23 protein-coding genes are annotated in these 24,433 nt (G+C 36.6%); 8 read left to right on the forward strand and 15 right to left on the reverse strand.

Translation table 11 applies throughout. From position 1 onward, the window contains the following. Nucleotides 1-8: 8 nt before the first annotated feature. The 10 genes from uvrB to fakB1 form a co-directional block, all read right to left on the reverse strand. A complete protein-coding gene (uvrB, locus tag HMPREF2603_RS02985; protein ID WP_060804132.1) occupies nucleotides 9-1,991 on the reverse strand; it encodes an excinuclease ABC subunit UvrB in 1,983 nt (660 codons plus the stop codon). A gap of 329 nt (nucleotides 1,992-2,320) precedes the next feature. Then, nucleotides 2,321-2,563 (reverse strand): CsbA family protein, encoded by a 243-nt coding sequence (locus tag HMPREF2603_RS02990; RefSeq protein WP_023015372.1) that lies wholly within the window; start codon nucleotides 2,561-2,563, stop codon nucleotides 2,321-2,323. A 6-nt stretch (nucleotides 2,564-2,569) separates the two neighbouring features. Then, nucleotides 2,570-3,211, reverse strand: a complete 642-nt coding sequence (locus HMPREF2603_RS02995) for a YfbR-like 5'-deoxynucleotidase (RefSeq protein ID WP_002481547.1) — start codon at nucleotides 3,209-3,211, stop codon at nucleotides 2,570-2,572. A 329-nt stretch (nucleotides 3,212-3,540) separates the two neighbouring features. Beyond that, nucleotides 3,541-4,476 carry a COG3942 and LysM peptidoglycan-binding domain-containing protein gene (locus tag HMPREF2603_RS03000; RefSeq protein ID WP_002481546.1) on the reverse strand — a complete coding sequence of 312 codons (936 nt, stop codon included), beginning with the start codon at nucleotides 4,474-4,476 and terminating at the stop codon, nucleotides 3,541-3,543. Between the two features lie 328 nt (nucleotides 4,477-4,804). Continuing rightward, nucleotides 4,805-5,921, reverse strand: a protein-coding gene (gene prfB / locus HMPREF2603_RS03005) for a peptide chain release factor 2 (protein ID WP_096754524.1) whose coding sequence is annotated in 2 segments (ribosomal slippage) — nucleotides 4,805-5,848 and nucleotides 5,850-5,921 — 1,116 coding nt in all. Because the reading frame shifts where the segments join, the coding sequence is not laid out codon by codon here. Between the two features lie 157 nt (nucleotides 5,922-6,078). Beyond that, nucleotides 6,079-8,607, reverse strand: a complete 2,529-nt coding sequence (gene secA / locus HMPREF2603_RS03010; protein WP_023015375.1) for a preprotein translocase subunit SecA — start codon at nucleotides 8,605-8,607, stop codon at nucleotides 6,079-6,081. 337 nt (nucleotides 8,608-8,944) lie between these two features. After that, complete coding sequence (gene hpf / locus HMPREF2603_RS03015) at nucleotides 8,945-9,508, reverse strand: ribosome hibernation-promoting factor, HPF/YfiA family (protein WP_002481543.1); 564 nt, start codon at nucleotides 9,506-9,508, stop codon at nucleotides 8,945-8,947. Nucleotides 9,509-9,579: 71 nt separating this feature from the next. Continuing rightward, nucleotides 9,580-10,260 carry a ComF family protein gene (locus tag HMPREF2603_RS03020; RefSeq protein ID WP_060804131.1) on the reverse strand — a complete coding sequence of 227 codons (681 nt, stop codon included), beginning with the start codon at nucleotides 10,258-10,260 and terminating at the stop codon, nucleotides 9,580-9,582. Continuing rightward, complete coding sequence (locus tag HMPREF2603_RS03025; RefSeq protein WP_083297508.1) at nucleotides 10,247-11,554, reverse strand: DEAD/DEAH box helicase family protein; 1,308 nt, start codon at nucleotides 11,552-11,554, stop codon at nucleotides 10,247-10,249. The genes HMPREF2603_RS03020 and HMPREF2603_RS03025 overlap by 14 nt, the downstream gene beginning before the upstream one ends. 88 nt (nucleotides 11,555-11,642) lie before the next feature. Then, nucleotides 11,643-12,539: a fatty acid kinase binding subunit FakB1 gene (gene fakB1, locus HMPREF2603_RS03030; RefSeq protein WP_060804130.1), complete on the reverse strand. Its 897-nt coding sequence runs from the start codon at nucleotides 12,537-12,539 to the stop codon at nucleotides 11,643-11,645. A gap of 157 nt (nucleotides 12,540-12,696) precedes the next feature. Between fakB1 and HMPREF2603_RS03035 the strand changes: the two genes are divergently transcribed. Next, on the forward strand, nucleotides 12,697-13,338 hold the full coding sequence (locus HMPREF2603_RS03035; RefSeq protein ID WP_002481539.1) for a YigZ family protein: 642 nt from the start codon (nucleotides 12,697-12,699) through the stop codon (nucleotides 13,336-13,338). Nucleotides 13,339-13,405: 67 nt separating this feature from the next. On the opposite strand, the gene HMPREF2603_RS03040 is transcribed toward HMPREF2603_RS03035, so the two are convergent. After that, on the reverse strand, nucleotides 13,406-14,467 hold the full coding sequence (locus HMPREF2603_RS03040; protein ID WP_002481538.1) for a glycosyltransferase family 4 protein: 1,062 nt from the start codon (nucleotides 14,465-14,467) through the stop codon (nucleotides 13,406-13,408). Nucleotides 14,468-14,710: 243 nt separating this feature from the next. Here HMPREF2603_RS03040 and HMPREF2603_RS03045 point away from each other — a divergent pair, with 243 nt between their 5' ends. From HMPREF2603_RS03045 to pepT, 4 genes are all read left to right on the forward strand, one after another. Further along, nucleotides 14,711-15,775, forward strand: a complete 1,065-nt coding sequence (locus HMPREF2603_RS03045) for a GGDEF domain-containing protein GdpS (protein ID WP_023015380.1) — start codon at nucleotides 14,711-14,713, stop codon at nucleotides 15,773-15,775. A 162-nt stretch (nucleotides 15,776-15,937) separates the two neighbouring features. Further along, entirely contained in the window at nucleotides 15,938-16,702 is a 765-nt protein-coding gene (locus tag HMPREF2603_RS03050) for a threonine/serine exporter family protein (RefSeq protein ID WP_002481536.1), read from the forward strand. A 21-nt stretch (nucleotides 16,703-16,723) separates the two neighbouring features. Beyond that, a complete protein-coding gene (locus HMPREF2603_RS03055; protein WP_031262607.1) occupies nucleotides 16,724-17,218 on the forward strand; it encodes a threonine/serine exporter family protein in 495 nt (164 codons plus the stop codon). 14 nt (nucleotides 17,219-17,232) lie between these two features. After that, on the forward strand, nucleotides 17,233-18,462 hold the full coding sequence (gene pepT, locus HMPREF2603_RS03060) for a peptidase T (protein WP_060804128.1): 1,230 nt from the start codon (nucleotides 17,233-17,235) through the stop codon (nucleotides 18,460-18,462). Between the two features lie 117 nt (nucleotides 18,463-18,579). Here pepT and HMPREF2603_RS03065 read toward each other — a convergent pair whose 3' ends face one another. The 3 genes from HMPREF2603_RS03065 to HMPREF2603_RS03075 all read right to left on the reverse strand — a co-directional run bounded on the left by HMPREF2603_RS03065 (nucleotide 18,580) and on the right by HMPREF2603_RS03075 (nucleotide 21,308). Then, nucleotides 18,580-19,719, reverse strand: coding sequence for a glycerate kinase (locus tag HMPREF2603_RS03065; RefSeq protein ID WP_060804127.1), 1,140 nt, complete (start codon nucleotides 19,717-19,719; stop codon nucleotides 18,580-18,582). A gap of 232 nt (nucleotides 19,720-19,951) precedes the next feature. Continuing rightward, nucleotides 19,952-20,272 carry a bacillithiol system redox-active protein YtxJ gene (gene ytxJ / locus HMPREF2603_RS03070; protein ID WP_002481532.1) on the reverse strand — a complete coding sequence of 107 codons (321 nt, stop codon included), beginning with the start codon at nucleotides 20,270-20,272 and terminating at the stop codon, nucleotides 19,952-19,954. Between the two features lie 133 nt (nucleotides 20,273-20,405). Next, nucleotides 20,406-21,308, reverse strand: a complete 903-nt coding sequence (locus tag HMPREF2603_RS03075; RefSeq protein WP_060804126.1) for an EMYY motif lipoprotein — start codon at nucleotides 21,306-21,308, stop codon at nucleotides 20,406-20,408. Nucleotides 21,309-21,415: 107 nt separating this feature from the next. Between HMPREF2603_RS03075 and HMPREF2603_RS03080 the strand changes: the two genes are divergently transcribed. The 3 genes from HMPREF2603_RS03080 to HMPREF2603_RS03090 all read left to right on the forward strand — a co-directional run bounded on the left by HMPREF2603_RS03080 (nucleotide 21,416) and on the right by HMPREF2603_RS03090 (nucleotide 23,262). Continuing rightward, nucleotides 21,416-21,943 carry a GrpB family protein gene (locus HMPREF2603_RS03080; protein ID WP_060804125.1) on the forward strand — a complete coding sequence of 176 codons (528 nt, stop codon included), beginning with the start codon at nucleotides 21,416-21,418 and terminating at the stop codon, nucleotides 21,941-21,943. A 76-nt stretch (nucleotides 21,944-22,019) separates the two neighbouring features. Continuing rightward, the gene (gene murB, locus HMPREF2603_RS03085) at nucleotides 22,020-22,943 is read left to right on the forward strand and encodes a UDP-N-acetylmuramate dehydrogenase (protein WP_070501915.1); all 924 of its coding nucleotides are present in this window, start codon (nucleotides 22,020-22,022) and stop codon (nucleotides 22,941-22,943) included. After that, nucleotides 22,936-23,262 (forward strand): CHY zinc finger protein, encoded by a 327-nt coding sequence (locus HMPREF2603_RS03090; protein ID WP_060804123.1) that lies wholly within the window; start codon nucleotides 22,936-22,938, stop codon nucleotides 23,260-23,262. The genes murB and HMPREF2603_RS03090 overlap by 8 nt, the downstream gene beginning before the upstream one ends. A gap of 114 nt (nucleotides 23,263-23,376) precedes the next feature. Here the strand turns inward: HMPREF2603_RS03090 and HMPREF2603_RS03095 are convergent, their stop codons facing one another. Further along, entirely contained in the window at nucleotides 23,377-24,405 is a 1,029-nt protein-coding gene (locus HMPREF2603_RS03095) for a ferrated catecholamine ABC transporter substrate-binding lipoprotein SstD (protein WP_002481528.1), read from the reverse strand. Between the last annotated feature and the right edge of the window lie 28 nt (nucleotides 24,406-24,433).

Genomic DNA, 24,433 nt, shown 5'->3' on the forward strand with positions numbered 1-24,433 from the left:
ATGTCACCTCACCCTTCTGCTTTCAGTTCAAACAACATGTCTCTTAGCTCTGTTGCTCGCTCAAAGTCTAAGTCTTTCGCTGCTTGTTTCATTTCTTTTTCTATATTTTCAATTGTTTTTTCACGTTCTTTTTTCGTTAATTTCTTAGGTACGACTTTTTGTTCTTTTTCATTTTCTTCATCTGTTTCCACTGTCGCACTAATAACGTCATGGATTTTCTTACGAATTGTTTTCGGTGTAATACCATGTTCTTCGTTGTATGCTTGTTGAATTTTACGACGACGTTCTGTTTCATCAATCGCATACTGCATAGAATCTGTAATCTTATCCGCATACATGATTACTTCACCATGCTCATTACGCGCAGCACGGCCGATGGTTTGAATTAATGAACGGTTAGAACGTAAGAAACCTTCTTTATCCGCATCTAAAATTACAACTAAAGAAACTTCTGGGATATCAATACCTTCTCTTAGTAAGTTAATACCGACAACCGCATCATACGTACCCATACGTAAGTCACGAATGATTTCAATTCGTTCTAATGTTTTTATTTCTGAATGCAGGTAATTGACTTTAATTCCCGCTTCTTTCATATAAGTCGTTAAATCTTCACTCATCTTTTTCGTTAACGTTGTAATGAGTACACGTTCATTTTTATCAATTCTATCTTGAATTTCACTTAATAAATCATCAATTTGATTCTTCGTCGGACGGACATCTATTTTAGGGTCTAATAAGCCCGTTGGTCGAATAATTTGCTCAACAACTTCATCTGAATGTTCTAGTTCATAAGGCCCAGGTGTCGCAGTCACATAAACTAATTGATGTGCTTTTTTCTCAAACTCTTCGAATGTTAATGGACGGTTATCCAAAGCACTCGGAAGTCTGAAACCATGGTCAACTAAAACTTGTTTACGTGCTTTATCTCCGTTATACATCCCTCTGACTTGTGGTAATGTAACGTGAGATTCATCAATCATAATTAACCAGTCATCACCGAAATAATCTAATAACGTATACGGTGTTGAACCATAATCTCTTAAACTCAAGTGGACTGAATAGTTCTCAATTCCTGAACAAAAGCCCATCTCTCTCATCATTTCAAGGTCATAGTTCGTACGTTGTTCTAAGCGTTGCGCTTCTAATAATTTATTATTCTCTCTTAAATACTTTAAGCGATCTGCTAATTCTTTTTCGATACGTTGAATCGCTAATTCCAATTTTTCATCTCTAGTTACGAAGTGGGATGCCGGGAAGATAGAGAAGTGTTCTCTTTCACGTAATACTTCACCTGTTAAATAGTTTACTTCGCTGATACGATCAATTTCATCACCGAAGAATTCTACACGGATACACATTTCATCTCGAGACGCCGGGAAGACTTCTACTACATCACCGCGAACTCTGAATGTCCCGCGTTTAAAGTCGATGTCGTTTCTTGAATATTGAATATCTACTAATGCACGTAGAAATTGACTGCGATCCATTTCCATTCCTTGACGGACGTTAACTACTAAACTGCTATATTCAGAAGGATCCCCTAAACCGAAGATACTGCTGACACTGGCAACGACAATGACATCGTCACGCTCAAAGAGTGAGCTTGTTGCTGAGTGACGTAATTGGTCAATTTCATCATTGATTGTCGCATCTTTTTCGATAAATGTGTCAGTAGATGGCACATAAGCTTCTGGTTGATAATAATCATAGAAGCTGACAAAGTACTCTACTCTATTTTCCGGGAAAAATTCTTTGAACTCTTTATATAATTGACCAGCTAAGGTCTTGTTATGGGCTAATACTAATGTCGGTTTGCCCGCTTGTTGAATGACATTACTCATCGTAAAGGTCTTACCTGTACCTGTTGCTCCGAGTAACGTTTGGTGACGTTTACCTTCTTTAATACCCTTTGAAATTTTTTCGATAGCGGCTGGTTGGTCACCTTGCGGGGTAAACTCAGAAACAATTTTAAATGGATGATGTTCCATAAAATTCGGTATCCTCCTTTATTGACACTTCTATAGAAAAATATGAGTTTTAAAATATAAATAGGTTGAGACACTTGTCGTCTGTCCCAACCATATACTTCATGTTGAGATTGCAATTAAGCTGGTTAATTCGCAACTTCTCAAAATCTCATTTCATCGTTCTATTTAGTCTTTCTATACTCTCAATTACTCTATTTCAAACTTTTTACATCACTATATATTGTAACAGATTCTGTCAAAAAGATACAAACATCTGTTCGTAAAACCACTCTTTTTCCCCAAACAAAAAGCACTTGTCTTTTTTAGACAAGCACCTGTTTCATTTCTATTCAACGATCATCTTCATGCTGTTTATGAAGACGCAATTGATCTACAATCACAAAACCAGCCAGCAGAGATACAACATCTATAAAAATAATCCATTCACTATGAAAGAATCCTTTATATATAGAACCGCCGATCAGCATTAATGTCACAATTGCGCCGACCCATTTATTTTTCGTTACTACACTAAATAGTACAACAAGTATACATGGGAAAAATGAGGCACAAAGATACCAAATGAGAAGCATAAGCGGTCACCCGTCTCTTTTATTTAAAATCGACATTGTTAATTCTCGTAACTCTGAACGTGGAATGAAGTTTTCCGTTAACATTTCAGGGATGACGTTCTCGATAAAATCTTGAACGGACACTAAGTGATCAAACTGCATAATAGTTTCTAAAGACATTTCATAAATTTCAAAGAAAAGTGAGTCTGGATTACGCTTTTGAATTTCACCAAATGTTTCATATAACAAGTCGATTTTATCAGCTACTGCCAAAATTTGACCTTCTAAAGAATCATCTTTGCCTTCTTGCAGACGTTCTCTGTAAACATCTTGATATTCTTCCGGAAATTCTTCTCTAATAAAATTATCTACCATCTCTTCTTCCACTTGCGAGAACAATTTCTTCAAATCACGGCTGGCATATTTCACAGGCGTTTTAATATCCCCTGTAAATACTTCCGCAAAGTCATGATTCAAAGCTTTTTCATATAAGCTTTTCCAATCAATTTCATTGCCATGATGTTCTTCTACTGTGGCTAAGTATTGCGCTATTTTCGTTACTTTAAATGAATGTGCTGCTACATTATGCTCAAAATACTTGAATTTACCAGGCAAGCGTATCAGCTTTTCTAAATCAGATAATCTTTTAAAATATTGATGTACACCCACGTTGAGCTCACCCCTTATCTATTTAATCAAATATTATACCCGCATACACGAATATATATCAAGCACTTTATCACGATTACTTTCAATTTTATTAAAACATTTTTCTTTTACTAGCGGAAATATAACGAATAAAGAGTTTATATTTATGAACTTTATAATAATGTATGTGGTTTTCCTTCATACAATGTCTGAAGTTGCTTTAACTTTACCATTTTTCTTTCTGTAATTTAAAGCATTTATTTCCGATTTACTTAACCTTTACATTTCACTTGAACCAATAAAAAAAAGCACCATCCTCTCAATAGAGAACAGTGCAAATCATTTTTTAATTAGTGAATGAAGTTATAACCGCTTGCTTGACCAGCTGAAATCGTACGTGAAGTTACGACACCTGGGCCATAGCCGTAGTTCATTTCAGATACACGAACTGAACCGTCGCTGTTAACACCTTCAACATATGCTACGTGACCGTAAGCACCTGCAGAAGATTGCATGATTGAACCTGCTGCTGGAATATTGTTTACTGTGTGTCCCGCTGCTGCCGCTGCGTTTGCCCAGTTATTTGCGTTACCCCAAGTTGAACCTACTTTACCGCCTGCACGATCGAATGCGTATGAAGTACATTGACCTGCTGTGTAAAGGTTTGCACCTGAATAGTAAGATGGTGCACTTGTTTGATATGAAGGTGCACTATAAGACGTTGTTGGTGCACTATATGATTGTGAATAGTTATAAGATGGTGCTTCATAACTAGTGTAGCTTGTGTTATAAGCTGCATCAGCAGTGTAGTTTACAGGAGCTGATGTTGTGTGTGCTGGTGCATCATAGTTTGCTGTTGCTTGACCAGATTTTTGTTCTGTTTGTGGTACAGCTTTACCAGTATGTAACGCTTCTAAATGCGCTGCACCTTTGTCAGAAACTGCTAAAATATCGCCAGGTAAAATGATGTGTGTCACGCCTGGGTTTAATTTGTATAATTGATCTAAAGAGATTTTATGTGCTGCTGCGATTGATTTTAAAGTGTCTCCTGCTTTAACTTCTACAACGTCTGTGTCAGGTAATACTAAAGCAGTGTCTTTTTTAACTTCGTCTTGGCTTAATTTATTAAGTGATTTAATTTCATCAGTAGTAGTGGCAAACAAAGCTGCAACTTCGCTTAACTTAGCATCTTCTTTAACTACATGCGTTTGTTCTGCAGATGCAACACCATTCAATGCTGTTAATAGAGTTAATGATGATGCTGATAGTAATAAAGCTTTCTTCATTTATTATTTCATCCTTTGCTGTCATTTTTTAATCATTAATTGATAAATCCAATATAGCACAACCCTTCCGCTCTAGGTGGAATGTTATAGAGTTGTAATATAAACGTTATACTATCGTTTAATCTCTAAATCAAAGAAACTTTCTGTCAATTAAACTAAATCATTGGCACTAGTACGCTTATTAACCTTTTTAATAGGATTCTTTGTAACATAACAGTAATATTAACTCATGCATTTAACATCTAAATTTACTTTTATCAATAATGTTTTTTGTTTGATAAAAAATAAAAGACCAAAGTATATTATACTCTGGTCTTGATCTGTGACATTACGCGTCACGGTTATCCATTTGTGTACGTAAGTACGCTTCAATGAATGGTCCTATTTCTCCATCCATTACTGCGTTAACGTTACCTGTTTCTTCATTCGTACGGTGATCTTTCACCATTGAATATGGATGGAAAACATAAGAACGAATCTGACTGCCCCAGCCGATGTCTTTTTGTTCGCCTCGGATTTCAGCCATTTCTTTTTCTTGTTCTTCTAATTTCAATTGATACAATTTAGATTTCAACATTTTCATAGCCGCTTCACGGTTCTTAATTTGTGAACGTTCATTTTGGTTATTTACCACAATACCTGTTGGATGGTGGGTAATACGGATGGCAGACTCTGTTTTGTTGATGTGCTGACCACCGGCACCTGATGCTCTGAATGTATCGACTGTAATATCATCCGGGTTAATATCGATTTCGATTTCATTATTATTGAATTCAGGGATGACATCACAAGAGACGAATGACGTATGACGTCTGCCTGATGAGTCGAACGGCGAAATACGTACTAAACGATGCACACCTTTTTCAGCTTTTAAATAGCCATACGCATTATGACCTTTGATTAACAATGTCACACTTTTAACGCCCGCTTCATCACCAGGTAAATAATCTGCTACTTCTACTTTAAAGTTTTTATCTTCAGCATAGCGTTGATACATACGAAGCAACATGCTCGCCCAGTCTTGTGATTCTGTACCGCCAGCACCTGGATGCAATTCTAAGATTGCATTGTTATCATCATAAGGTCCATTTAATAATAACTGTAATTCAAATTCGTCCAATTTACTTTTAAAGTTTACAGTTTCTTCTTCTAAGTCTGCTTTTAAATCTTCATCATATTCTTCTTGCAGTAATTCGTGCGTCGCGTTCATATCTTCGATTTCTGCTTCTAAATCACGATAGCCTTGCACTACTGACTTTAACGCATTATTTTTATCAATAATTTCTTGCGCTTTATTTTGATCATCCCAGAATGTCGGTTCTGTCATCATTTCTTCATATTCTTGGATGTTTGTCTCTTTTTCTTCTAAGTCAAAGAGACCCCCTAAGTTGTTCTAATTTTTCACTATAGTTCGCGATATTACGCTTAATTTCAGATAGTTCCATCTTTTTTCTCTCCTGTACATTGATTGATTAGTTTGTTCTATACTTTTCCTATTTTAGCATAACTTAGAGATATGCTTGTATGAAAAAAGAACCGACTGCCTGTAAGGAAGACCAAATTTTCTTCCTTACAATACGCAATGGTTCTTAGAAATGCATACTATTTGCCACAGCAGTTTTTGTATTTCTTGCCGCTTCCGCATGGGCAGGGATCGTTACGGCCGACTTGGTCGCCTTTCACAATCGGTTTCGCTTTGACTTTCTCTTTACCGTCTTCAGCTGAGACATGCTGCCCTTTATACTCCTTTGCTTTATCACGTTCCACATCATCTTCTACTGTGATGACAGACTTAAGGATATATTTGCTGACATCTTCTTCGATATTCATCATCATATTATCGAAAAGTTGATGTCCTTCATTTTGATAATCACGAAGTGGGTTTTGTTGTCCGTATGAGCGTAAATGAATACCTTGACGTAATTGGTCCATCGTATCGATATGGTCTGTCCAACGACTATCGATAGAACGTAATAAAATCATACGTTCGAACTCATTAAATTGCTCAGGAATATTAGCTTTTTGTTTTTCATAAGCAGCTTCAACTTTTTCCCATACTGTATCAAAGATATCTTCTCTATCTTTACCTTTGATTTCAGAGATATCTAATTCACCTTCATGTAAGAAGACATCTTCTACATAATTAATGAACGGATCGTAATCTACTTCATCTAAGTCATCATTTACATAATAACCGATGGCGCGATCTAGTGTTGAACGCATCATTGTTTTTACAAGATCAGAACTTTCTTCATTATCGATAATGCTGTTACGTTCACCGTAAATAATTTCACGTTGCTTACGTAATACTTCGTCATATTCAAGAATACGTTTACGCGCATCGAAGTTATTACCTTCTACACGTTTTTGTGCAGACTCTACAGCACGAGAAACCATTTTAGATTCAATCGGTGTAGAATCATCCATACCTAAACGGCCCATCATATTTTGAAGACGTTCTGAACCGAAACGTACCATTAATTCGTCTTGAAGTGATAAGTAGAAACGACTTTCACCTCTGTCACCTTGACGACCAGAACGACCACGTAATTGGTCATCGATACGACGTGATTCATGACGTTCTGTACCGATAACTGCTAAACCGCCCAGTTCTTCGACACCTTCGCCAAGTTTGATATCTGTACCACGACCGGCCATGTTTGTCGCAATCGTTACAGCACCTTTTTGACCTGCAGTAGAAACGATTTCTGCTTCACGCTCATGGTTTTTCGCGTTTAAGACGTCATGACGTACGCCGCGTTTTTTCAATAACTTAGAAATATATTCACTGGTTTCAACCGCTACTGTACCTAAAAGAATCGGTTGACCTTTTTTATGTTTTTCTACAACATCTTCAACCACCGCGTCGAATTTACCTTTTTGACTGATATAAATTAAATCAGGTTTGTCGATACGTTGTACAGGGCGGTTCGTCGGAATTTGCGTAACTGTCATGTTATAGATATTACGGAACTCTTCTTCCTCAGTTTTCGCTGTACCTGTCATACCAGATAATTTGTTGTACATACGGAAGAAGTTTTGGAACGTAATCGATGCCATTGTCTTAGATTCATTTTGGATTTGCACGCCTTCTTTTGCTTCAATCGCTTGGTGCAACCCTTCTGAGAAACGACGACCTGGCATTGTACGACCTGTAAATTGGTCAACGATTAATACTTCACCATCTGTCACCATGTAGTCGACATCACGTTGTAGTGTATAGTTGGCACGTAATGCTGTATTGATATGTGTAATAATATCTACGTTGTTTAAATCATATAAGTTATCCAGTTTAAACATACGTTCAGCTTTATCTGCACCTTGATCTGTTAATTGAACAGATTTTGTTTTCTCATCATAGTTATAATCATCTTCAGCTTTCAACATTTTCGCGAATACGTTCGCTTGTGTGTAAAGTGATGTTGATTTTTCTGCTTCACCAGAAATAATTAAAGGTGTACGTGCTTCGTCGATTAAGATAGAGTCGACCTCATCAATGATGGCGAAGTGAAGCGGACGCATAACACGTTCTTCTGCATAATTCACCATGTTGTCACGTAAGTAATCGAAACCAAGTTCGTTGTTAGTACTGTACGTGATATCTTCATTATAGGCTTGGCGTTTCTCCTCTGTTGATAAACTGTTTAAGTTTAATCCTACAGATAAACCTAAGAAGTTATATAACTCAGCCATTTCTTCACTTTGTACACTTGCTAAATATTCGTTGACTGTAATAACGTGTACACCGCGACCTGCTAAAGCGTTCAAATACGTCGGCATTGTCGCTGTCAACGTTTTACCTTCACCGGTTCTCATTTCTGAAATATCACCGTTATGAATCGCAATACCGCCCATGACTTGGACACGGTAAGGTGACATATTGAACACACGTTTAGCCCCTTCTCTTACTAAAGCAAAGGCTTCAGGAAGGATTTCGTCTAATATTTTATCTTGTTTAACTACATCTTCTTCAGCTTGAACTCGTTCTTTAAGTTCTTGTGTTTTATTTCTAATTTCTTCATCAGTAAGAATCGACATTTCCTCTTCTAATGCGAGTACTTTGTCCGCTTGCTTACCTAGGCGTTTAATTTCTCTCTTATTGCCGTCAACAATTTTTGATAAAAAACCCATTCTGTTCGCTCCTTTGGTATAAAAACTGTTTGGCTTACAACAATTCATCTTACCATTTATATCGTAAAAGTTACACTTATATACTCAATCTAATAGTTGATAACTCTTTATTTATAAGTATCAGTGTTTATGATTTTCTTCACTTAATCCAAAGTTTCTATTTGTGTTGTTGGTGCATTACACGTTTCAAACATATCCTCTATATTTTGACACGTTCAACTTACTGAAATCAATCAAATACAATCTTATTAATACAAACTTAATCTTTGAAATTAGTAGTCATTAAAAAAGAGACTCGCAACCTCACAGCTGCGAGCCTCTCATGAGACATTAATTATTAATTTTCAACTGTTTCAATTAAACCGTATTTTCCATCTTTTCTGCGATAAACGATGCTTGTACCATCTGTATCACGGTCTGTAAAGATGAAGAAGTCATGACCTAATAAGTCCATTTGTAATACGGCTTCTTCAGAATCCATCGGTTTTAAGCTGAATTGTTTAGAACGAATGATTTCGATTTCATCATTGTTATCTTGATCAGCAGTTTCTGGTGTAGCTGCTGGGATTGATGGGAATGGTTCTTTCTCATTCTCTTTACGTTTTTTACGATTAACGCGTGTTTTGTACTTACGCACTTGACGTTCTAATTTGTTAGTGATTAAATCAATGCCCGCATATAAATCGTCGTTTCTTTCTTCTGCACGAAGTGTCACGTCTTTAAGCGGAATTGTCACTTCAATTTTAGTGCTTGAATTGGCGTAAGTTTTTACTTTAACATGTGCATCAACGTTCGGCACATTTGTAAAGTAACGTTCTAGTTTACCAACTTTGTCCTCAATGTAATTACGAATTGCGTCTGTAATAGTGAGGTTGTCTCCATGAATTTCAAATCTAATCATAGTGATCGACTCCTTTAACCTCTATATATGTTTTGATTGGTAATGCTCACCTTTATAATAACATGTTTCAACTATCTAGCAAAAGCAAATACATCTATTTTTCCAACTTTTCTGATAAATAAAGCTTCAATCGCATGATGGGCCGTTAGCCCTGTTGTATAAATATCATCTACGAGTAAAATGCGCTTATTTTGTAAATCTACATCTTGAAATGCAGGATTAATATAAAATGGATTGGGAGCTTTGGCACGCATCGCTTTATTCAAAGTGGATTGTTTCGGTCTAACGTCTGTTTGCAGTATCAGATGATACTTAACCCCTTTTGCAGCTAAAACCATTTCTACTGGATTAAATGTTCTTTGTTGATCCCTTGCGATTGGTGAAGGAATTGGAATGATATAGTCATACTGTTGCTTCGGCAATCGAATAAGGTTTGCGATGACTTCACATAATGCCGTATCTCCAGCAATTTTATATTGATGAATCGTCTCGCGTACTTTCCCTGTATAACGGTAATCACAATGAAGTTGATGCATTAAGTTGAATTTGCGAACTAAAAACTGACAATCTAAACAAGCTTCTTCACTTTCGTCTAACGGTTTTAAACAACGCGGACAGCGTTTCACTTTTTCTAGACGACATGCTTCAAATGCCTGTCGACAATGTTCACACAGAATTTGAGGTGATTTATAAAAATTTGCGGCAGTTAAAGGTTCCGAAAATGGAGTTAAGCATAGTTTACATTTCGGCATCCAACCACCCCTTTTGTAACCCTAATTGATTCATTTGTTTAATTTGGCGTTTGGCTTGCACCATAGATAAGGTGACCCCATTATGCAAAAACAACACTAAGCCGCTGGTATCTTGTATTTTACGTCCTGTACGTCCTGCAATTTGAACTAAAGCTGCAGTTTGGAAACTTTGGCTGTCGATGACAATGACATCTAAATGTGCCATCGTGAAACCCCGTTCTAAAATCGTGGTCGTGAAGATAATCGGATGTTTACCTGCTCTTAAAGTTTCTACTTTCTCAAAACGCAAGGCATCTTCACTATGAACTGCCACCAAGTCTTTGAAATATTTTTGATAGTGTGCCAAGGCTTGTTCCATCGCTTCAATTTGATTAAAGAAGACTAAAGTGACGCGTTGGTTTTCAAGTTGTTTTCGAAGAAGTTCAAGTAAATAGCGTTGCATGCGTTTCGGTTTGAATTTGAAGTAGTGGAATTTGGGGACGGGAAGCGGTTTACGATGATAACGCGCTGGTAAAGTAATGATATTCTCTTTTTTGAATTGTTTTAATAAACGTGAGGAAGGCGTAGCTGTCATATAAATATGACTATAAGCAAAAGCTGAAGCTTGAATGAGTGTCTGCATCAATAAAGGATCCATCGCAAGCGGAAATGCATCAACCTCATCAATATATATCACATCAAAGTGTTGTTTAAAGCGATATAATTGATGCACCGTCGCAATGACAAAATGACCTTGATACGTCTGGCTTTGTCCTTGGTACAAGACGTCTATATGTTCACCTTTAAACGATTCGATAATACGCTTGCTGATTTCAATGACCACATCGACACGCGGTGATACAATCGCCACATTCATACCTTGTTGTCTGGCATGTTGAATTCCCGCAAACATCATTTCTGTTTTTCCTGCACCTGTTACCGCATATAGTAATAAATTTTCCTGCTGTTGAATCGCTCGAATAATATGTGAGGAAGCATAGGCTTGTTGTTCAGACAGTTCAAAGTCCAAATGATATTCTCCTGAACTAATTTGATGTGCAGTTTTGGTAATATATATTGGCTTAAAGCTATCCATACGACCGAGTGATAAACAACTTCGACAATAAGTTATCGGTTGATCGTGAATTTTTGAATGATACGTATAATACTCGTCTTGATGAGGTGTTCCACATTGCTGACAATACCATTTTCCTTTGTCATTTTGTATCACACCTGGTCCTTGATAGATAATCGTTTCATCAGTCAGATGTTTCGTACTTCTGACTAACTTTCCATAACGCTTAATTGTTGTCAGGATAATCCCTCCTAAATAAAAAAAGACAAATCAAGTCACTGTCTGAGACAGTGGACTTCATTTGCCCGAAAAATTGTATTTAAATTTATTATTGTTCTACATAGTCCTCTGGACGATTTTCTAAAGATGGAATACGTTTATTAGTGAAACCTAATGCGATACTGCCGACACCTAAATGCGATGCGATAACCGGACTGAAATCCGAATAGTTGATCACATAATGATCAGGGCAACGTTTTTTCAAATTCTCATAAAGTTTCAAGCCATCTTCTCTTGAATCACCATTAACGACATAGAGTGTAACCTCATCATAATCTTTAACTTTTTCTAACACACCGTCTTCAATGCGTTTGACAGCACGTTTTTTCGTACGCACTTTATCTAATGGTACAATCACGCCATCCTCGAATTTTAAGACAGGTTTCATTTTTAACAATGTACCGATAAACGCTTGTGCACCTGTAATACGGCCGCTCTTTTGTAAGTTTTTTAAGTCATCTACAACAACTTCTGCCCCTGTATGTTCACGCATCTCTAATAATTCATCGATGATTGTTTCTGGAGATGCACCTTCTCTTACGCGTTCAGCAGCATAAACCACATATCCGCCTAAAATCATACCTGATAATTTTGAATCGAATGTGTGCACGTTAATGCCTTCGACCATTTCGCCAGCTTGTGTTGCTGATTGGTATGTACCACTGATACCTGCTGATAAGAATAAACCGATAACATCTGTATATCCTTCATCTTTGAGTTTCTCATATTCTTCTACGACTTTACCAATAGCGGGCTGACTTGTTGTCGGAATTTGCGTTTCTGAACGCATACGCTGATATAATTCACTTGGTTGAATATCCTCTCTTTCAATAAAGGAATCTCCATTTTCAAATATCACACTTAATGGCACAACCGAAATATCATATTCATCTAATAAAGCTTGTGTTAATGATGTTGTAGAATCCGTCATTACAGCAATCTTCATGATTTTCCTCCTCAAATATACTCATTGTCAATCATACCCTATTTTATTAAAAAAGAAAATTGATTTTTCCATTTAGAAAAAATATCCGGAGCATGTATAATAGAAGCAAAGACAAGCAATTCTATTGTCATAGGAACTAGTTAAAGGATGTCATAAAATGGAGAATCATATTATTACGATTAAACAAGAATACGTGATTGAAAATGTGATTAACAAGTCACGTTTTATCGCTCATATTAAGCCAGTAGAAAGTGAAGATGAAGCAAAAGCTTTTATTGATGAAGTTAAAAAAGAACATCGCGATGCCACACATAACTGTTCAGCGTATACCATCGGCGATAGTATGTTGATTCAAAAAGCAAATGACGATGGAGAACCAAGTGGTACAGCTGGCGTACCAATGTTAGAAATTCTAAAAAAACTTGAGACACATAATACTGCAGCTGTAGTGACACGTTACTTCGGCGGCATCAAACTTGGTACAGGCGGCTTAATCAGAGCGTACAGTGGCGCCGTTCGTGATGCGATCAAAGAAGGCGGACGTGTTGAATTACGTAATGCGATACCCACTACAGTTACAATCAGTTATGAACAGACAGGTAAATTCGAATACGAACTGCAATCAACAAACTTCATTTTAAGAGATACGATGTATACAGATAAAGTGAGTTACCGTATCGATGTATTAGAAGATGATTACGAAGACTTTATCAACTTTTTAAATCGAATTACTGCAGGTACATTCGAATTAGATGAAGAACAAGTAACGCGCCTGCCTTTCGATATTGAAACAAATTAGATATAAAAAAACCGCTTGAATTTCACAAGACGAAACTCAAGCGGTTATTTTTATGTGATTTTACATATTATTCTTTGTCGTGTCTGCTGCCACGTTTCTCAAGCATACTCAGTAACGGACGATAATTGTCATCAATTAATCCTGTAAATTCTACAATCAATTCAATCGTGACTAGAATTAGGATCAACATCATCACAACGCCCCATGGTTGTGATAAGTATAAAATAACACTTGAGATACTGAACATAATCGCAATCGAATAAATTAAAAACACGGTTTGACGGTGTGTATAACCAAGTTTTAATAACTTGTGATGTAAATGCGATTTATCCGGCTGCATAATACGTTGTCCCTTTTTCGCTCTTCTGATCATCGCAAATAATGTATCGATAAACGGTACGGCTAAAATCACCATCGGGAACAGTAACGAGAAGAAAGTAATATTCTTGAACCCGAGTAAAGAAACAAAGCTGATAATAAAGCCGAGTTGTAGTGAGCCGCTGTCTCCTAAGAAAATCTTTGCGGGATGTGAATTATAAAATAAAAAGCCGAGCAACGAACCAATCATGACTGAACAAATCATCATGATAAAAATATCCGCTTGTAATATCGCAATAAAGCCAATCGTCATAAATGCGATAGTTGAAACCCCTGCGGCTAAACCATCTAGCCCATCGATTAAGTTAATCGCATTGGTAATCGCAATAATCCAAAAAACAGTAATCGGAATACTTAAAATACCGAACTGAATCGTGCCTGGAACGAACGGCAATTGAATGAAGTCAATTGTGACACCGTGATACACTACCACTAGTGCAGCTAAAATCTGGCCTGCAAGTTTGTACAACGGTTTTAAGTCATGCACATCATCAATCAAACCGACAAAATACATAATCATCGTTCCAAGAATTAAAGGAATAATCTCACGTTCAATAGGATGACCAATCCAAATTCCTAAAATAAACGCAAAGAGTATCACCGTTCCCCCTAGTACAGAAACAGGTTTCGTGTGCACTTTTCGATAATTCGGCTTATCCATAATATCCAGCTTTTTGGATATTTTAATCACAATCGGCGTCAAAATCACACTTACCGCCATGGTAACTAATATCAGTAAAAGTGTTATCATTTTATATCCATTGCCAAAATACTGTTCAATCTATGTCATACTTAAAGAGAACACGCTGTTATCTGCCTTTTGACAAGGGAACCTCCCTTCAATACTCATATGTATACAATATCAATAATCTATTTTAACACGAATTATTGATTATTGTAGTAGATTATAATAACAGTTATCAATGTTTCAGATGACAAAATGTATATTTTCACTTACAATAACTAAGTGGTTATACAAAGGAGCAGATCAATTATGATTGAAGCTATCATTTACAATACTTCGGTGACTGTTGCAGGTATCTATCTCTTTCATAGACTGCAATATTCAGAAACGAAACAAATGAAGTTTTCACAAACTTATGTCACGATTCTTATGACTGTCGTCGCACTTTTACTTGCGGCCTATCCGATACCAGTTCATAATTATTTACTTTATTTAACATTTGTGCCGCTCTTATTCTTAGGACGTTATACAAACGTCTTCTTTACTATGGTGGCTGCAGCTATTATTTTTGTCGTAGATGTTTTCGTTTACGGCGATCCTTTGGCATATAATATTGCTTTATTAATTATCGCCTTAGCTGTAAGCATCATCGGACCCTTTATCAAACAAAATGATATTGTGTCACTTCAAATCTTGAACGTCGTAAGTTTAGTTATCTTAAGTGTCGTTTCAATGATTACGCACTTCTATACATTACAAGAAATTATATACTTAATTCCGATATCATTTATCGTTACTATCGCATCTTCCATTATCTTTGTAGATATTTGGCGTTTCTTTACACTTGTCCAACGATATGAAAACGAAGAACGTTATGATTATTTAACTGGACTTGGCAATGTAAAAGAATTTGATCGTCATTTAAATAAAATGACAGACAAAGCAGATGATAAAAATACAAGTTTAGGTTTACTTTTAATTGATATCGACGGCTTCAAAGATGTAAACGATGCCTTTACGCACCGTTCAGGAGATGCAGTCTTAAAACAAATCTCACAACTATTAATCAACTATGTGCCACCGAACATGAAAATATTCAGAAACGGCGGCGAAGAATTCTCAGTAGTACTGCTTGGTTATTCACTTGACCAAAGTGTGAAACTGGCTGAAAGTATTCGTGCAGGCGTGGAACAATCAACATTCCACTTGCCGAATAAAGAAGTCATCAAACTCTCTGTATCTATCGGTATCGGTTATTTAACCGCAGACGATTACAAATCACAACGTAAAGTCTTTAAAGATGCAGATGATATGTTGCATATGGCTAAAAATGAAGGGCGTAACCAAGTGATGTTTAACCCAATTGTTAAATAAACCATTTGTTTCAAAAAATGACATATTGAGACAAGAATCTATTACGGTTCTTGTCTCTTTTTTTCATTTCTATTGCAATCATCGATGTTCTATTGCAACTTTTTACTGTTCCCTGTAAACTTTCAAGTGTCAACAAAATCAAACGAGAAGGAGCGCAAAAAGGTGCCTGAAGAAGCAATTACCATAATAGATGAGAACAAAGTGATAGACGTTGTACTCACTGCAGGAAAGATATTACTTGAAAGCGGTGCAGAAACATATCGTGTTGAAGATACGATGTCTCGCATCGCTTATAGTTTTGGTTTAGATAATACCAACAGTTTCGTGTCGAATACTGCGATTATATTCTCATTAAACGACCGAACGAACACACGATTGATTCGTGTGCGTGATAGAACAACGGACTTAGAAAAAATTGCCCTAGCCAATAATATTTCACGTAAAATCGCTAAAAATGAACTAACGATTGATGAAGCAAAATCAGAATTGATTCATTTAGAACATGCTTCACTGCAATATTCATATTTAACTAAATTTTTAGCCGCTTCTATTGCCTGTGGATTTTTCTTATTTATGTTTGGAGGCGTTGCACAAGATTCCATTTTTGCCATTTTGGCGGGTGCAGGTGCTTTCTTAACATTCGATTTCGTTCAACGTTTTATTCAAATCAAATTCTTTTCTGAGTTTATCAGTGCCATTGTTGTCATTAGTGTCGCCGCCATCAGTCATAAACTCGGACTATCCATCAACCAAGATATTATTACCATTTCAGGGGTCATGGTCTTAGTACCAGGTATTTTAATCACTAATGCAATCAGAGATTTAATGGCCGGTGAATTGCTTGCTGGGATGTCACGCGGTATGGAAGCTGCATTGACTGCCTTTGCGATCGGTGCCGGTGTTGCGATTATTTTACTCTTCTTTTAAGAAAGGCGTGTTACAGAATTGATCTTACATTATTTATTTCACTTTGTTATCAGCTTTTGTTCTACATTGCTATTTTCAATCCTATTCAACGCGCCGCGTAAACAATTGCCGGCATGCGGTTATGTAGGCGCAATGGGATGGACCATCTACATCATTTCGATGGATTTGAACTCAGGTAAAGTGGCTGCTTCTTTCCTAGGCAGCTTTATCTTAGCAATTATGAGTCATGCGATGGCAAAACGTTATTTCCAACCTGTCATTATCTTTATTGTGCCAGGTATCATTCCCCTTGTACCTGGGGGCGCTGCGTATGAAGCCACACGTTTCCTAGTCACAAATCAATATACCCATGCAGTCAACACCTTTTTAGAGGTTACCTTGATTTCAGGTGCCATTGCTTTTGGTATATTATGTGCAGAAATCAGTTACCATATTTATAATCGTATTAGAATCAACTATGGTAAAATGAAAGGTAAATCCTATAGGAAACAATTTAACATGAATAATAGAGGTTAAGGGGTGCATATCAAGTGAAAGAACAATTAATCGACAGACTGAAACGTTATGCGGAGATTGATACACAATCTAATCCAGACTCAGAAGCAACACCATCAACTGAGAAACAATGGGATTTGTTAAATGTGTTAAAACAAGAATTAGAAAATCTTGGTTTAGATACAGACTTAGATGATAATGGCTATTTATTTGCGACATTAGAGAGCAATATCGCAAAAGAAGTACCGACTGTAGGCTTTTTAGCACACGTTGATACTTCACCAGACTTTAATGCGACAAATGTTAAGCCGCAAATTATTGAAAACTACGACGGCAAGCCAATTCAACTCGGCGATACGGACCGCGAATTAAACCAAACTGTCTTCCCTGCTTTAAAATCAGTAGAAGGCCACACTTTAATGATTACAGACGGTACATCATTACTTGGCGCAGACGATAAAGCGGGTGTTGCTGAAATTATGACTGCTTTAAACTATTTAGTTGAACATCCAGAAGTGAAACACGGACGTATCCGTGTCGCATTTACGCCAGATGAAGAAATCGGACGTGGACCTCATAAATTCGATGTAGCTCGTTTCGGGGCTGACTTTGCCTATACAATGGACGGCAGTCAATATGGCGAATTACAATTTGAAAGCTTTAACGCAGCTGAAGCAACGATTACTTGTCATGGTGTCAATGTACATCCAGGTTCTGCGAAAGATGTCATGGTTAATGCGATTAAATTAGGCGAACGCTTCGATAGTCAATTACCGCAAGATGAAGTGCCAGAAGAAACAGAAGGCTATGAAGGTTTCTTCCACTTGATGAACTTCAATGGTACAACTGAAAAAGCTCAATTGAAATATATCGTACGTGATCACGACCGCAATCGCTTTGAAGCACGTAAAGCATTGCTTGAAGATATTAAAAATGAAATTAACGCAGATTATTCAAATAATCCAGTTGAAGTAGAAGTCCATGACCAATACTTCAATATGGCTGAAAAAATCAATGAAGTACCTGAAGTCATCGAGATTCCAAAACGTGTCTTCAAACAATTAGGTATTGAACCTAATACTGAACCGATTCGCGGTGGTACAGACGGCTCACAACTATCATTTATGGGCTTACCGACACCAAACATCTTCACAGGTTGCGATAACTTCCATGGTCCATTCGAATACGCTTCTATCGATGTCATGGAAAAAGCAGTACAAGTGATTGTAGGTATCGCAGAAGAAGTAGGCAATACCGAAGCATAATACAACTTTAACGTTATTAAAGAGACGTCACTATGTACGTATAAATATAAAAATGGCTGAACCTAAATTACAAAGGGTTCAGCCATTTTTGATTATTCATTTAAGATTATTAGTTGATTATGCTTTTGTTTGTGATTTTTGCGTATTGAATGTTGTTGTTAGGAGGTTTAAAGCTTGGACAGCGTAGAAGCGGATTTGTAAACCGGCTTCAAAACTTGTATAGCGCTTCGGCATTGTCATAAATAAGTTGAACATACCAGTAACACCTAACGCTTCATAACGATCGAATTTATCTGCTGTCGCATTAATCGCAATGCAAGGCTTATGATATTTTGTCGCAAGCTCTGCAATTCTTAATGATGTTGTTTCTAATAAATGATCTTGTTCATTGATACCTTCACCGAACATAATTAAATCTGCTTGTTCAATCAAGTTTTCTAAGTGCGTAATTTGATCCACTAAGCTATGACTTGTTAGAACTTCTGCGTTATAAAGTGCAGCTAAGACAGCCGCAATACCGCCACCTGCACCACCGCGTTCTACTGTACTTGTCACCGTACGTGTTTCATTTTTTAAGATTTCGCTGAAATACCAAACTAAATTATCAATTGTCGCAGCTTCTTCTCTAGAAATCTCTAACAATTTATAAACTTGCATGATTTCACTTTCTTTACCATACATCTTGCTGGCAAAGTCAGAGACGAGTTGGATACGCGTTTCTTTTAATCGTTGGTCAAGGCCTGAGAAATCTACACGACGAATGTATTTTAATACGCCTACGCCTTCTTTCGCATCGACAGGTTCACCTTCATCGTTGTAATATTTGGCACCTAACGCTTGCAGCATACCAGCACCGCCGTCAAAACTTGCGATATTACCGAGTGAAATCACTAAATGCTTGGCATCATTATCTAATGCTGCCGCAATCAATTCACCTAAACCATAGCTGGTACGCTCTGTCAGCGGTCGATCCCCTTGTAAGAATAAATCCGCTTCAATAATCGTCATGCCGCTCTCAGTCTTACCATAAACACCTTCAACTTGTTTCATATCTGCATCATGGACATTCACACGATATTTCGTGCCAGACTGCCATAAGAAGACAGAGTCCATCAATTCATGACGCCCATTGAACAGCGGCACTTGGACAATATCCGCTTCTTCAATTTGACTAGCGACCGCTTCTTCTACATATCGATTCGCCTCATAACTTGAAACGATTCCATTAAATTCATCCATTGCGACTAATACTCTCATTTTGTCACCTCAAATAAAGTTTCCCAATGTTTGTTCAATTCACTTAAATATTATACAGGGCTTATTTCAAAAAACCTACTGTAACGCCTAATGCTTGTTTTGCTTTAAATTAAAAAAACTCCAAGCTTTCAGATTATGTTGGAAACATATACCCTTCATGTCCAACGTCTAAAAGCATGGAGTCCGCTTTTTACTTTATGTTATTAGTGCTTGTGTCCCCTGACAAGCAAGTTTACTCTTCAGCTTGTGCAAGTGAAGTCACATTAATGTCATCATGACTTGCATGCCATTTAACTTCACCATCAACAAAATAAAAAGCTTGTGGCGATTCATGCTTCACGCCAGTTTGTTCTGCAATGTAATCAGATACATCTCTTTGTTCTTGCACAATTAAATAATACCCATCGATATCACGTTCATATAAGAATTTATTGAACTGATCGTAAGCATTTGCTGAAATTGGGCAAGTGTTACTGTGTTTCATAATAAATACATATTTATTGTCGTTAATTACTTGTTTAAACTGGTCAATTGAAGTCAGCTTTGTAGCCATTCTATTCACCTCTAAAAATATTTATCACCTAAAGTGATAGTCCCATTCATTCCATTTCCTATTTCAATGTGTCTAATTATACACACTTTATATTTCAATGTTAACCAAAATACTAATATTTTTCTTGCTTTTTTCAATCATTCTGATGTACATCGTTCTTTAAGCCCTTGAAATCATTACGGAATTGATGGTGGTACTTATCTAATTCATTCCCTGTTAAAGGAGTTTTATTCATATCATATTGCTCCAATTTACGGCTGATGTCAATGGTTCTTTGTCGTGTCTCGTAATAATTTTGCAGACTATAATACATTTCGATTGCGGTCTGATGCGCTTTTGCAGTCTTTTCTTCTGATACACTTGCTTGATTCAACTCTTCAATTTGTTTGCTGATTAAAGGTTGAATTTTTTCTTTGATGACTGTTTTAGTGTTTTGAGGATTGTCAGCATCTAAATATTTCTTCGCAATCTTCTGCAACTCCTTATTATGATGTTTTAATTTACTTGTAAATTTATCTATACTCTCAGTTTCACCATTTTGACGTGCTTCTGTTACTTGCTTCTCTAAAAGTGCACGATTCTTCTCAAATAATCTCGTGTAATTTAAAATATCTTCATTCGCTTTGATGGATTGATTACATAAATGTACGAAGCTACGAATATCTTTTAATGCTTTTTCTTGTTGGTCTACCTCATGCAAATACGTGTGACGTAATTGTTTCACCTTTTTAGTTTCTGCAGGATGCTGTTTTGCGGCTTTTTTATAAGATTTAAAGGCCGGCATTAATTTCTTATCGATATCTTTCTCCATTTGTTGAAAGTCTGTTTTGTTTCTATCTGTTAAATCTGATTTGCTTAATTCACTTAAACGATTTAAATGAATATCATCCATGACTTGTTTAACATGTTTCTCTTCTTTATCCACTTCATGCTTCGCTTTTTCAAAGTGATTTAAATCTGACTGTGTTTTACTATTGCATGCCGCAAGAGACAGCGTTAGACAAACAATCGTTATTGCGAGAAGCCATTTTTTCACATTGTCCACTCCTGTCTTTTTATCTGTATAGTTTGCATGATTAATGTTTGAGTATGTCAGAATTCATAATATAATACTTTTAGAACTTTTACAAAGGACGGTTGAATATGTATTCTAAAACGCAGCCCTTAATCAAAGATAGGCAAGCGCTTCAAAATTATCAAAATCAATTTCAAGAGTTAAGCGACTTATTACTCGGTCTACTTAATACACCTGTTAAGACAGTCCACCATATCGGCGGTACTGCACATTTTAATTACCCAACAGAACCGATTTTAGATTTATTAGTCGGCGTTACTAATTTACATGATATTACAGCTTTAGATGAAAAACGATTAAATTATGCTGGTTTCTATCGCTTGCACCACCGTTATAAGAAAAAAGTAGTAATGGCGCAATTCAATAATATGAAAGAACTTAAACAAATCGTTCGTCTGCACATATTACAAATTGAATCTGATCAATATGACCACTATTTAACGATGCAAGAGGCTTTAACCCATAATTCTGAGTTACAAGCAGAATTTGCAGAAGCAAAACAAGCTTTACATGCTAAATCAGAGACTATTCGTGACTATGAAACAGGTAAAACAGCTTTGTTTGAAAAGTTGTCACGAAGATACGGGTTGAATTAAGCGGATTGTATTTCACAAAAAGCCTGTTTCATTGCTATAATAAGAAAGTGAAAATAATTGAAAGGGAGTTCTATCGTTGCACAAAGATGACATTCTTACAGAACTGAAAAAAGTTCTGCCAGAAGAAATTATTAAAGTTGATGAACCATTAAAACGCTATACTTATACGCAAACAGGAGGAAATGCTGACTTCTATCTCAGTCCGACAACTTTTGAAGAAGTTCAAGCCATCAATCACATTGCTAGAATCAACAACATTCCTGTCACTTATTTAGGCAACGGCTCTAATATTATTATTCGTGAAGGCGGTATTCGCGGGATTGTATTGAGCCTATTGTCTATGGATTATATTAAAGTTGAAGATAATGTCATAATTGCAGGAAGCGGTGCAGCGATTATTGATGTCTCCCGTACTGCACGTGATGAATCTTTAACTGGCTTAGAGTTTGCTTGCGGTATCCCAGGATCAATTGGCGGTGCTGTCTTTATGAATGCCGGTGCTTATGGCGGCGAAGTCCGTGATTGTATTGATTACGCGGTATGTGTTAATGAACGCGGTGAACTTTTACAACTTACACGTGATGAATTAGAACTTGGCTACCGAAGCAGTATTGTTCAAAAACAACACTTGGTTGTGCTAGAAGCTGCATTTAACTTAACACCTGGCAAACAAGATGAAATCCAAGCCGTTATGGACGATTTAACAGAACGTCGTGAGTCAAAACAACCACTTGAATATCCTTCATGCGGCAGTGTTTTCCAAAGACCACCAGGCCACTTTGCGGGTAAATTAATTCAAGACTCTGACTTACAAGGCCACCGTATCGGCGGTGTTGAAGTTTCAACGAAACATGCTGGATTTATGGTCAATGTTGATAACGGTACTGCGACAGATTATGAAGACTTGATTCACCATGTACAACAAGTCGTTAAAGAAAAATTTGATGTCGAATTGCATCCAGAAGTACGTGTTATTGGTGATCATCCAGAAGATGAATAATAAACATCATACCGTTCATGGTATCGGTCTAGACAATGAGACGCGTTGTACGCATTACCATACACCTGTTGATGTTATCGCCATTAAATTCAAATGCTGTAATAAATTCTATGCATGTATTCATTGTCATAATGAATCAGAAGATCATGCACCTGTGTCATGGTCAAAATCAGAATTCGATGAACATGCGATTTTATGTGGTGTATGTGACACCACATTGTCAATCAAGGAATATATGGAAACAGACCATTGTCCGCACTGTGATGCGCAATTCAATCCAAGATGCGCTGCACATTATCCTTTATACTTTGACGTTTAAAGTAACAGTATACAAACTAATGACGATTTAAACTAAATAAAACCGAGCCGGAAATTATTGCATTCCGACTCGGTTTTTTAATTACCATCTTCCCCCTATTAAAAACGGTAATTATTATTTAACAACCTCTTTTAATTCGTCAATTTGTTTCATTGTTGTAGTTGTTGAACCTGAAGCAAAGTACCATAATTTCGGATCAAGTTCATAAATTTCATCGTCTTTAACTGCTTTAACATTCTTAATTACATCGTTTCCTAAGACTTGTTTCGCAGTTGATTTACTACCAATAGCTTGACCACGGTCCATTGCTAAAATCACATCTGGATTTTTCTCATTGATGTATTCGTTTGTTACGTTTTGACCATGTGAGCTGCCTTTGATTTTGCTGTCTGCTGGTTTAAAGCCTAATGTGTTATAAACTAAGCTGCCGAAACGTTCTTTAGGACCGAAAGTAGATAATTCACCTTCGTTTACTAATAAGTACATTACTTTTTTATCAAAATCTTTTGTTTTATCTTTCATGTCAGCAATTTTTTTGTCTAATTCTTTATTTAATGACTTCGCTTTATCTTCTTTGTCGTAAATTTTACCTAAGTTTTCAGCATTTTTCTTCACTGAATTGACATAGTCTTTATCATCAGCACCTACATAAACAACTTTAGCGTCTGGTGCTGCTTTTTTGAATTCATCTAAATTCTTTTGGTTAGCTGTACGTGATGAAATGAAGATAACTTCTGGTTTAGCTTGTGCAATTTTGTCGAAGTTCACTTCTTTTAAAGAACCTGTGTTGATGTATTTGTCATCTTTAAATTCTTTTAAGAAGTCTGGTAATGTGCTGTTGCCTTCACCTTTAGGTACTGCTTTAACTTTATCTGCGACACCCATAGCTTTAAGTGTATCTAATGCACCATAGTCTAAAACGACAGCATTTTTAGGGTTCACTGGTACTTCAACTTCATTTTTAACCCCTTTTTCATCGCCGCCTTTAGGATCTTCACTTCTTAATTGGTAATTATTTTCAATTTTAACTGTCTTTTTATCTGATGAACCTTTTTCTGAACTTTCTTTTGAATCACTGCCATTACCACACGCAGCAAGTAAAAACATAATACTAACTAAAATAAATAAGCCTAATTTCTTCATTTTTCTTTATCCTCCTGAAATGTGTTAG

The sequence above is a fragment of the Staphylococcus sp. HMSC055C03 genome, assembly GCF_001809385.1.
Taxonomy (GTDB): Bacteria; Bacillota; Bacilli; order Staphylococcales; family Staphylococcaceae; genus Staphylococcus; species Staphylococcus simulans.

Coding starts and splice junctions, on each gene's coding strand:
- uvrB (WP_060804132.1), bottom strand. CDS start 1,991: ATGGAACATCATCCATTTAAAATTGTTTCTGAGTTTACCCCGCAAGGT.
- HMPREF2603_RS02990 (WP_023015372.1), bottom strand. CDS start 2,563: ATGCTTCTCATTTGGTATCTTTGTGCCTCATTTTTCCCATGTATACTT.
- HMPREF2603_RS03000 (WP_002481546.1), bottom strand. CDS start 4,476: ATGAAGAAAGCTTTATTACTATCAGCATCATCATTAACTCTATTAACA.
- secA (WP_023015375.1), bottom strand. CDS start 8,607: ATGGGTTTTTTATCAAAAATTGTTGACGGCAATAAGAGAGAAATTAAA.
- hpf (WP_002481543.1), bottom strand. CDS start 9,508: ATGATTAGATTTGAAATTCATGGAGACAACCTCACTATTACAGACGCA.
- HMPREF2603_RS03020 (WP_060804131.1), bottom strand. CDS start 10,260: ATGCCGAAATGTAAACTATGCTTAACTCCATTTTCGGAACCTTTAACT.
- fakB1 (WP_060804130.1), bottom strand. CDS start 12,539: ATGAAGATTGCTGTAATGACGGATTCTACAACATCATTAACACAAGCT.
- HMPREF2603_RS03035 (WP_002481539.1), top strand. CDS start 12,697: ATGGAGAATCATATTATTACGATTAAACAAGAATACGTGATTGAAAAT.
- HMPREF2603_RS03040 (WP_002481538.1), bottom strand. CDS start 14,467: ATGATAACACTTTTACTGATATTAGTTACCATGGCGGTAAGTGTGATT.
- HMPREF2603_RS03045 (WP_023015380.1), top strand. CDS start 14,711: ATGATTGAAGCTATCATTTACAATACTTCGGTGACTGTTGCAGGTATC.
- HMPREF2603_RS03065 (WP_060804127.1), bottom strand. CDS start 19,719: ATGAGAGTATTAGTCGCAATGGATGAATTTAATGGAATCGTTTCAAGT.
- ytxJ (WP_002481532.1), bottom strand. CDS start 20,272: ATGGCTACAAAGCTGACTTCAATTGACCAGTTTAAACAAGTAATTAAC.
- HMPREF2603_RS03080 (WP_060804125.1), top strand. CDS start 21,416: ATGTATTCTAAAACGCAGCCCTTAATCAAAGATAGGCAAGCGCTTCAA.
- HMPREF2603_RS03090 (WP_060804123.1), top strand. CDS start 22,936: ATGAATAATAAACATCATACCGTTCATGGTATCGGTCTAGACAATGAG.
- HMPREF2603_RS03095 (WP_002481528.1), bottom strand. CDS start 24,405: ATGAAGAAATTAGGCTTATTTATTTTAGTTAGTATTATGTTTTTACTT.